The following is a 9,349-nucleotide window of genomic DNA, read 5'->3' as shown; positions in this document are numbered from 1 at the left end:
CCACTGCAACGGCTGGTGCTTCCCGTGGGCCGTCGCGGCCCAGGGCGGGACGAACATCTGCCTCCGGCGCGTCGATCCGTCCCTGGTGCTCGCTCTGGTGGAGGCGCACGGCGTCTCGCACATGTGTGGCGCTCCGATCGTCTATTCGATGCTGATCGACGAGCTGGCGCGAAACGGACGGGTGCTGCCCCGCCGGGTCGCAGGCATGGTCGCCGGGGCCGCACCGCCGAGCACGCTGCTCGAGGGCGGGGACCGCGTCGGCTTCGAGTTCCTGCATGTCTACGGCCTGACCGAGGTCTATGGCCCGGCTGCCGCCTGCCTCAAGCAGCCGGAGTGGGCGGGCGAGCCCCTGCCTGAGCGTGTCAGACTTAACGCCCGCCAAGGCGTCTCGATGATCTCGCAGGAGGCGATGCGCGTGCTCGATCCCGAGACGATGGAGCCCGTTCCCGCCGATGGGAAGACGGTGGGCGAGATCATGTTCCGCGGCAACGCGACGATGATCGGCTACCTGAAGAACGCCGGAGCCACGGAGCGGGCCTTCGCACAGGGCTGGTTTCACACTGGCGACCTCGCGGTCGTCGATCCGGACGGCTATGCGCGTATCACGGATCGCTCCAAGGACGTCATCATCTCGGGTGGCGAGAACGTCTCGTCGCTGGAAGTCGAGGACGTGCTCCACCAACACGCCGCCGTCAGCCTGGCCGCCGTCGTCGCCTTGCCGGACGAGCGTTGGGGCGAGGTGCCTTGCGCGTTCATCGAACTGCGGGACGGCCGGCACGTCGACGCCGACGAGCTTCGGGAGTTCTGCCGCCGCCGACTCGCCAGCTTCAAGGTGCCCAAGTACTTCGTCTTCGACGCCGTGCCGAAGACTTCCACGGGTAAGGTGCAAAAGGCGGCGCTGCGCGATGCGGCGCGATCGCTCGTCACGGCGGCGGCTCCAAAGGTCTCCTGAGTGCCCGCCGCTGCTCGGCGAACGTCGGCCTCTCTCCCCGAGCGAGCGCCGACCGACGCGCTACCCGCCTGGACAGGCCGGCGTCGCAACCGGTGCGGTCGCGAGGACGCAACGGGCGGAGATCGCCAGCCTTCCGGCATGGCGATGCGGCGAGGCGCAGCCCCGCCAATCCTTACTCTTGTCACGAAACGAGCTTGCAGATAATAGTATTGATTGTACGTATGAATAAATGACCTGGATAGTCACGCGTAATGGACCGGGGTGTAGGAGGATCTAATGATAATCGACGAGTACGCAAAGGGCCTTTTCCAGGTCGGCGGCGGAACCTACGCCTATGTGCAGCCGAACGGCTACTGGGGCCAGAGCAATGCGGGCCTGATCTCGGACGGCGGCCAGTCCATGCTGGTCGACACGCTCATGGACCTTCGCCTGACCGACGAGATGTTGACCGTCATGGCCGACGCGGTGCCCGCCGCGAGTAAGATCGACGTACTCGTCAATTCGCACGCGGATATCGACCACACGTACGGCAACCAACTGGTCAAGGGTGCCCGAATCGTTGCGTCGCAGGCGTCCGCCAGCGAATTCTTCAAGGTCACGCCCGAATACCTGGTCGACATCATCACCAACGACCATAGCGAGGGCGGCCGCTACATCGCCGAGAAGATGGGCTCGCACCTGTTCGACTACAGCAGGATCGTGCTGACCCCGCCGACCGAGACGTTCGACCGTCAGAAGACGATCATGGTGGGCGACAAGGAGGTCCGATTGCTGGCCGTCGGCCCGGCGCACACCGCCGGGGACGTGATCGTCCATTCGGTCCAGGACCGCGTCGTCTTCACGGGCGACCTGCTCTTCCTGGGCGTGCATCCGGCGATCTGGGCCGGCTCGGTCGAAGGATGGATCGACGCTTGCGACACGATGCTCTCGCTCGATGTGGACACCTTCGTGTCAGGACACGGGCCTGTCACCGACAAGAACGGCGTGCGGACCTTCCGCGCCTATCTGGTCGAGATCCGCGCCGAGACGCGCAAGCGTTTCGAAGCGGGCCTTTCCGTGGAGGAGGCGGCCTTCGACATCGCGTGGTCGCCGCCGTTCGATGAATGGCTCTCGCCGGAGCGAGTGGTCGGCTGCGTCAATTACCTCTATCGCTCGTGGGGCAGCACCGACACGATCGACGACTTCGTCGGCGTGTTCGCGGCGCTGAGCCGGTACGCCAAACGCAAGCGGGCAACGGGTGCCGAGCACGTGCACACCGCGTCCTGCGGCCACGCGCATTGACGGCAGAGAACGGTACATGACTGATGAACGCAGCGTTCTCATCACGGGCGCGAACAAGAGCATCGGCTACGAGACGGCGCGTCGTAGGGGTGAATTGGGCTATTGAGTCTGGCTCGGCGCTCGCGATGCCGGACGCGGCGAAACGGCGCCGGGAGTTTACGCGCGCTCGGCTACGACGTCCGCGCCATCGACATCGCTGTGGAGGACGATGCGCGGGCGCAGACTGCGGCCGACCGTGTGGCGACGGAGGATGGCAAGCTCGACATCCTCATCAACAATGCGGGCATACCGGGCACGTACGCCGGCCCGCTAGACGAAAGCGTCGACGAGATTCGCCGCGTCTACGAGGTCAACGTGTTCGGTCACATTCGAATGAGCAAGGCATTCCTGCCGTTGCTGCAGGCGGGCAAGGCGCCCAATATCGTCAACGTCAGCAGCGGCCTGGGATCACTCGGGTGGCGGAGCGACCCGGACAACATTTACTTCGGCGTCAATCTCCTGGGCTACAATAGCTCCAAGACCGCTCTGAATGCCGTGACGGTTTCGATGGCGAAGGCGCTCGGCCCGCTCGGCATTCGGGTGAACGCCGCAGATCCGGGCTACACCAAGACAGATTTCACCAATCATCAAGGGCACCGGTCCGTCGAGGAGGCGGCCGAGGTTATCGTCCGCTTCGCAGTTGCTGACGCAAGCGGCCCGACGGGAGTATTCGCCAATGACGGTGGCGTCCTTCCCTGGTGACGGGGCAGGACGATCGAGGCTCGGCGCTCCCTGCAGGCTAACGCGCCGCTAGGCTCTCCCGCATTGCGCCGGTGAAGTCCGTCGGTTCCCGACCAAGGATCATGCGCAGGACGTTGCCGTTTCCGACCAGGCCGTAGCTGTCATAGTGATCGAACATCAGCCGCAGCTCACGAACCTGCTCGTCAGTGTAGCGCCGGGCCGCAGCCAAGCGGCGTGCGAGCACATCGGCCGGCACCTTCCGCGTGGCGATTGTGCATCCGAGCAGGGCGCCCAGCCGCTCGCCCATCGCGGCGAAGTCCAGGCATTCCGTGCCCGCGAGTTCGTAGGTTGCGAAGCCGTGCCGGCCGCTCGTGTGGACGATCGCTGCGGCTTCGCCAAGATCGCCATCGTGGATGGGCGTGAACGGCCGGGTCGGATCGAAGGCGGGTGTCAGCTCGCCCACGTCCCTGTCGAGGAACGCGAGCGCGGTTTGCGAATACATCGCCGGCTGGAGCACCGTCCATTCGAGCCGGGAGTGGCGCAGCAGCAGCTCGACCTGCGACTTGCGGAAGTGGTGCGGCATGTCCGGCGTCGGCGCGTGCAACACCGAATGATAAACGATGCGCGGAATGCCGGCTCGCTCCGCTGCCGCGATGACGTTGCGCGCGTATTCCTCCTCGCGCGGATCGAAGGACGGCGGAATGTAGTGGATCGTGTCCGCGCTCTCGACACCGGCGGCAAGAGAGTCGACATCCAGCAGGTTCGCGGATCGGATCTCGACATGGTCGGGAAAGGCGCTCGGCCGGTCCGCGCGGGACGTGAGGGCGCGGACACGCACACCGCGCTTCTGGAACGCCCGGATCACCGGCCTGCCCGTGACGCCGCCGCCGCCGATCAGGGCCACCATGATGTCCGTCATGCCGCATCGCCCTTGGCTGACGCGTCGATCTCAACCGGGCCGCCGACCTGATCGAAGTCCGGAGCGTCAGCCATGGGTGCGAGGAGGGCGTTGATGTCGGCCTCCGTCACGTCGTCCAACGTCGGCGGTTTCCAGCGGGGCGACTGATCCTTGTCGATGAGGATCGCGCGCACGCCTTCCGCGAAGTCGTGACCGCCCACGATCCGGACCGCCATGCGGTAGTCGTCGGCGAGGACGCGCTCGATCGAATGACCGCGTCCCTCGACCATGCGCCGCCATGTCGCGCGGACACTGGTCGGAGAGGCCCGGCGGAGGACCGACCGCGCCTCTTCGATCCAATCGGAATGGGGCGCGGCGGCGTCGATGGCGTCCATCACGGCGTCGAGATCATCGTTCGCGAAGAGCAGGTCGATCTCGTGCCGACGCAGTTCGAGCGTGCCACCCTCCGGGACGCGGGCATGCGCGGCAATCACGCGATCGACCACCTCCGCATCGAGCCTCGTCTCCGATGCGAGCACGGTCAGGAGCCCGCCAAAGGCGGCGCGCGGCACGTGATGGGTGGCGAGCCCAGCCGCCAATGCGTCGGCGGCTCCGATCTGCGGGCCGATCAGCGCCAGGTACCGCCCGATCGCGCCGGGGCACCGGTTCAGGAACCACGTGCCGCCCACGTCGGGGAAGAGCCCCAGCACCGTTTCGGGCATCGCCATCCGCAAATCTTCGGCGACCACGCGGTGCGACCCGTGGATCGACACGCCGAGGCCGCCGCCCATCGCGACTCCGTTGATCAGCGCTATGAACGGCTTGGGGAAGGTGTTGATGCGGTGGTTGACGCGATATTCGGTGCCGAAGAAGGCTCGTCCGGCGGCCATGCGTGCGGCGGGGTCGGGCAATGCGCCGATCGAACGGACGTCGCCGCCGGCGCAGAAAGCGCGCTCGCTCGCGCTGCGGATCAGCACCGCGTCGACGGCCGGATCGTCCGCCCAGTCGGCCAGAACGACGCCGAGGCGCTCCACCATCGGCAGGTCGAGCGCGTTTAGCGCCTTGCAACGATCAAGGGTCGCTACCCCCAGCCGACCCCGGATCTCTACCTTGACCTGGTCCTTGCTTTGATCCGAAGTCATCGGGGTCGCTTCCTTACCTGAGGGTCGGCATGACGAAGTCGGCGCCCGCCCGAATCCCCTTGGGCCAGCGCAGCGTCGCGGTCTTGAGGCGCGTGTAGAAGCGAACGCCTTCGGGCCCGTGGATATGGTGGTCGCCGAAGAGCGAGCGCTTCCACCCGCCAAAGGAGTGAAACGCCATCGGCACCGGAATTGGTACGTTGACACCCACCATGCCGGCACGCACCCGGCTCATGAAGGCCTGCGCGGTGTCGCCGTCCCTGGTGAACAGGGCCGTCCCGTTGCCGAATTCGTGCGCGTTGACGAGTTCGAGCGCTTCCTCAAAGCTTTCGGAGCGCACGATGGAGAGGACAGGGCCGAAGATTTCCTCCCGGTAGATGCGCATCTCGGGCGTTACCCGGTCGAAAAGGCTGCCGCCGACGAAGAAACCCTTCTCGTAGCCCTGGATGCTGAGGTCGCGCCCGTCGACGACGAGCTCGGCGCCTTCGGCCACACCCGCGTCGATGTAGCCCAGCACCTTGTCGGCGTGCTCCCGCGTGACCAGCGGTCCCATCTCGGCCTCCGGGTCGGTTCCCGGACCCACCTTGAGCGTACGGACCCTCGGCGCCAGCCGCTCGACCAGCGCGTCGGCGGTCTCCTGCCCGACCGGCACCGCGACGGAGATCGCCATGCAACGCTCGCCCGCCGAGCCGTAGGCGGCGCCCATGAGCGCGTCGACGGCCTTATCGAGGTCGGCGTCGGGCATCACCACCATGTGGTTCTTGGCCCCGCCTAGCGCCTGGACCCGCTTGCCGGCGGCTGTCCCGCGCCGGTGGACGTACTCGGCGATCGGCGTCGAGCCGACGAACGAGACCGCGTCGATCCCGGAATGGTCGAGCAGCGCGTCCACGACCGGCTTGCCGCCATGCACCACCTGAAATACGCCTGGGGGTAGCCCTGCCTTGTCCAGCAGCGCCGCGAACTCGTTGGCGAGCGTCGGATCGCGCTCGGACGGTTTCAGGATGAAGGCGTTGCCGCAGGCGAGCGCGACCGGGAACATCCACATGGGCACCATGGCGGGAAAGTTGAACGGCGTGATGCCGGCCACGACGCCGAGCGGCTGACGGAACGAGACGGCGTCGATCCCGGCGCCGACCTGTTCGGAGAAGTCCCCTTTGAGCATCTGGGGTATGCCGCAGGCGAACTCGACCACCTCAAGCCCGCGGATCAGCTCGCCCTTCGCGTCCGAAAGCACCTTGCCATGCTCTGCGGTGATCACGGCGGCAAGCCGGTCCAGGTCGCGCTCGATCAGATCGCGGAATCGGAACAGGACGCGGGCGCGAACGTGTGGCGGAGTCGCGGCCCAGCCCGGGAATGCATCAAGCGCGGCCTCGACCGCCTGATCCACCTCAGGCGCGCCGCCGAGCGCGAGATAGCCGCTGATCTCGCCGATCGCGGGGTTGAAGATGGCGGAACGGCTCTCGGGCGCGTTGGGGGCGCGATCTCGGATGACGTGATCGACGAGCACGGCTGCGGGCATTGCAAACTCCTGGCAAATGACGGGCGGTGGGCGGTCAGGCCCAGGCTTCGCGGTAGAGCGCCTGGATGGTCGAGGCGTCGGGAACGCGGGGATTGTTGCCGGGCGACCCAGAGGCGAGCGCCTGCTCGGCCATCAACGGCAGCAGCGCGGTCCAGCGGGTCTCGTCGATGCCGTAGTCCCGAGGCGTCGGCACGGAGAGATCGCGGTTGAGGTCGCGCAGCACTTCGACGAGCCGGGCCACGGCGGCCTGCTCGCCCTCTCCGGCCTCGGCGATGCCCATCGCGTGCGCGCATTCGGCATAGCGGGTTCGCGCGGCCAGAGCGGACCAGGCAGTGACGACCGGCAGCAGCATCGCGTTGGATAGCCCGTGCGCGACGTGGAAATGCGCCCCGATCGGTCGGCTCATGCCGTGCACCAACGCTACCGACGCGTTGGAAAAGGCGATGCCGGCCTGGAGCGAGCCGAGCATCATGGCCTCGCGGGCCGCGCGGTCGCCCGGGACCTCGCACGCGCGGCGCAGGTTCGGCCAGATCGCCCGCATGGCCGACAGCGCCATGCCGTCGGAAAACGGGTTGGCGCGCCGCGACACGTACGCCTCGATCGCGTGCGTGAGCGCATCGATGCCGGTGTCGGCGGTAAGACGCATCGGCTTGGTGAGCGTCAATTCATAGTCGACGATGGCGAGCGTCGGCAGGTAGGCCAGCCCCGCGCAGAGCATCTTCTCGTCGTTGGCCTCGTCGGTGATGATGGTGAAGCGGGTCGCCTCCGAACCGGTGCCTGCCGTCGTGGGTATCGCGACGATGGGCAGGCCGGCCAAATCCTCCTGATGCGGCGCCTTACGCTCGCGCATGGTGCCGCCCCGCGCCGCCAGCACGGCGACGGCCTTGGCCGTGTCTATCGAGCTGCCGCCGCCGAAGCCGATCACGCAGTCGTGCCGACCCTCGCCGGCGAAGGCCACCGCAGCGTCGACGGATGCGACGGTCGGGTCCGGAATCGCCTCGGTGAAAGCGCGGGCCTTCATGCCAGCGTCGGCCAGGATAGTGGACAGGCGGTCGACCGCTCCGCTGCCCGCGAGGTAGGTGTCCGTCACGATGAGGGGGGCGACAAGTCCGAGCTGTGCGAGCGCCGCCGGCAACTCGTCGAGCGCGCCCGCGCCGATGCGCATCGCGCGGGGCAGGTAAATCGCGGCCATCGCTGCCTCCCAATCTCGTTCAAACGACTTGATCTTATCGTTCATAGGCGCACCGATTTGTCGCAGATACCGGAGACTTCGCCCATGATCTGTGCGATAATGCACGGATGGGGCCGCGCTTCGACTGGAACGACGTGCGCTATTTCCTGGCGGTCGCGCGATCCGGCACGATCTCGCTGGCGGGACGACGCATGGGCGCGGACCATGCGACCGTTGCCCGGCGCATCGCCGCCCTGGAGGCGGCGCTTGGGCGACAGCTCTTCCAGCGCAACCCGCGCGGCTACGATCTCACTCCGCACGGGGAGGCGCTGCTCGGCATGGCGGCCGCGATGGAGATCGAGGCCGTCCGACTCGAGGAAAGCGCCGCCGGTCAGCCGCACGGCCTTACCGGCGCGGTTCGGATCAGCACGCCCGAAGGTTTCGGCAACTTCTTCCTGGCCTCGCGCATCGGCGCTCTGGCGGCCGCACACCCCCGGTTGGCCGTGGAAATGATCACTATCCAGCAGATCGTGGCCTTGTCGCGCCGGGAGGCGGACGTCGCTGTCATCATGACCCCACCGCCCGCCGGCAACTTTGTGCGCGAACACCTTACCGACTACCGGCTCTTCGTCTACGGATCGGAACGCTACCTGGCCGGCGCGGCCCCGATCCGCTCGCGGCAGGACCTCGGCGAGCACCCGTTTGTTGGCTATGTTGATGACCTGATCTTCACGCGCGCCCTCGACTATCTGTCCGAAATCAGGCCGTACCTGCGTGCCAGGCTGCAGAACAGCAGCTTGCAGGCGCAATTAAGCGCGACGGCGTCCGGCTTCGGCCTCTGCGTGCTGCCCGCCTATGTCGCCCGATCCGTTCCCGGCCTCGTCGCGGTGCTGCCGGAGGAGGTCTTCCTCGAGCGCTCCTATTGGATGATCGCGGACGCCGACATGGCGGAGACCGCGGTGGTGCGGCTGGTGCAGCGCTTTCTGCGCCGGACCCTCGCCTCGGCCGCCGACTTCTTCACGGCACCGCCCGGAACGTGCGCATGAACCGATGGAACGGACTGCCAAACACCTTGTTGCTCCAAAGCGATGTGCCGTTCATGGTGCCGGAAAGGATTTGATCTATGGCACGCAAGGTAGTTCCCCGCGCTGGCAGCGAGCAGACCCGCGGAAGGATTCTGGCGGTGTCCGAGCGCCTCTTTTCCGAGTTGGGCTATGACGGTGTGTCGATGCGGCAGGTCGGAACGGCTGCCGAGGTCCCGTTCGCGCTCGTGACTTACCACTTCAAGACAAAGCTCGGCCTCTACCAAGCGGTGTTCAACAGGCGAATTTCCCAGTTCTGCGAAGACAGGGTCGCGCAACTCCAGCAGGTCGTGATCGGGCCCGACGCACAAGCGAACTTCTTTGCGATTTCGGCCGCGTTCGTTAGACCGATGATGAGGCTCCGCGAGATGCCCGACGGAGCACAGTTCAGCCAGCTTCTAGCTCGCGAGGTCTTCGACCCCAAGGAGGCAGATCGCGGTGTCCTCGCGGAACATCTCGATCCGGGCGCGAGACTTACGATCGAGCTGCTTCAGATGTCCGCCCCGAATGCCTCAAGGGCCGACATCGCCAGGGCGTATCACTTCACCACCGGCGCGCTTGCGGTGAACCATACGAGTAGCGAGCGC

General features: G+C 66.7%; 9 protein-coding genes. 5 read left to right on the top strand and 4 right to left on the bottom strand.

Annotation, left to right across the window (positions count from 1 at the left end):
• The 3 genes from ACE5C1_RS08685 to ACE5C1_RS08675 form a co-directional block, all read left to right on the top strand.
• Nucleotides 1-952, top strand: a 952-nt coding sequence (locus ACE5C1_RS08685) for an AMP-binding protein (protein WP_374943670.1), incomplete at its 5' end; no start/stop codon positions are given.
• 276 nt (nucleotides 953-1,228) lie between these two features.
• Nucleotides 1,229-2,233 (top strand): MBL fold metallo-hydrolase, encoded by a 1,005-nt coding sequence (locus tag ACE5C1_RS08680; RefSeq protein ID WP_374943669.1) that lies wholly within the window; start codon nucleotides 1,229-1,231, stop codon nucleotides 2,231-2,233.
• 198 nt (nucleotides 2,234-2,431) lie between these two features.
• The gene (locus tag ACE5C1_RS08675) at nucleotides 2,432-2,974 is read left to right on the top strand and encodes an SDR family NAD(P)-dependent oxidoreductase (protein WP_374943668.1); all 543 of its coding nucleotides are present in this window, start codon (nucleotides 2,432-2,434) and stop codon (nucleotides 2,972-2,974) included.
• Between the two features lie 37 nt (nucleotides 2,975-3,011).
• Here the strand turns inward: ACE5C1_RS08675 and ACE5C1_RS08670 are convergent, their stop codons facing one another.
• Genes ACE5C1_RS08670 through ACE5C1_RS08655 form a run of 4 tightly spaced genes read right to left on the bottom strand, consistent with a single transcriptional unit; the run spans nucleotide 3,012 to nucleotide 7,746 of the window.
• Nucleotides 3,012-3,872, bottom strand: a complete 861-nt coding sequence (locus ACE5C1_RS08670) for an SDR family oxidoreductase (protein ID WP_374943667.1) — start codon at nucleotides 3,870-3,872, stop codon at nucleotides 3,012-3,014.
• The gene (locus ACE5C1_RS08665) at nucleotides 3,869-4,993 is read right to left on the bottom strand and encodes an enoyl-CoA hydratase/isomerase family protein (RefSeq protein WP_374943666.1); all 1,125 of its coding nucleotides are present in this window, start codon (nucleotides 4,991-4,993) and stop codon (nucleotides 3,869-3,871) included. The genes ACE5C1_RS08670 and ACE5C1_RS08665 overlap by 4 nt, the downstream gene beginning before the upstream one ends.
• A gap of 13 nt (nucleotides 4,994-5,006) precedes the next feature.
• Entirely contained in the window at nucleotides 5,007-6,509 is a 1,503-nt protein-coding gene (locus ACE5C1_RS08660) for a CoA-acylating methylmalonate-semialdehyde dehydrogenase (RefSeq protein WP_374943665.1), read from the bottom strand.
• A gap of 34 nt (nucleotides 6,510-6,543) precedes the next feature.
• The gene (locus ACE5C1_RS08655; protein WP_374943664.1) at nucleotides 6,544-7,746 is read right to left on the bottom strand and encodes an iron-containing alcohol dehydrogenase; all 1,203 of its coding nucleotides are present in this window, start codon (nucleotides 7,744-7,746) and stop codon (nucleotides 6,544-6,546) included.
• 62 nt (nucleotides 7,747-7,808) lie between these two features.
• Between ACE5C1_RS08655 and ACE5C1_RS08650 the strand changes: the two genes are divergently transcribed.
• Both ACE5C1_RS08650 and ACE5C1_RS08645 read left to right on the top strand, forming a co-directional pair.
• Nucleotides 7,809-8,726: a LysR family transcriptional regulator gene (locus ACE5C1_RS08650; protein ID WP_374943663.1), complete on the top strand. Its 918-nt coding sequence runs from the start codon at nucleotides 7,809-7,811 to the stop codon at nucleotides 8,724-8,726.
• A gap of 77 nt (nucleotides 8,727-8,803) precedes the next feature.
• Nucleotides 8,804-9,349: TetR/AcrR family transcriptional regulator (locus ACE5C1_RS08645; protein ID WP_374943662.1), on the top strand; the 546-nt coding region annotated here is incomplete at its 3' end.

The sequence above is a fragment of the Sphingomonas sp. genome, assembly GCF_964263785.1.
Lineage (GTDB): Bacteria > Pseudomonadota > Alphaproteobacteria > Sphingomonadales > Sphingomonadaceae > Sphingomonas.
The sequence above is the reverse complement of the archived record's forward strand: the minus strand, read 5'-3'. Positions and strand labels throughout refer to the sequence as shown.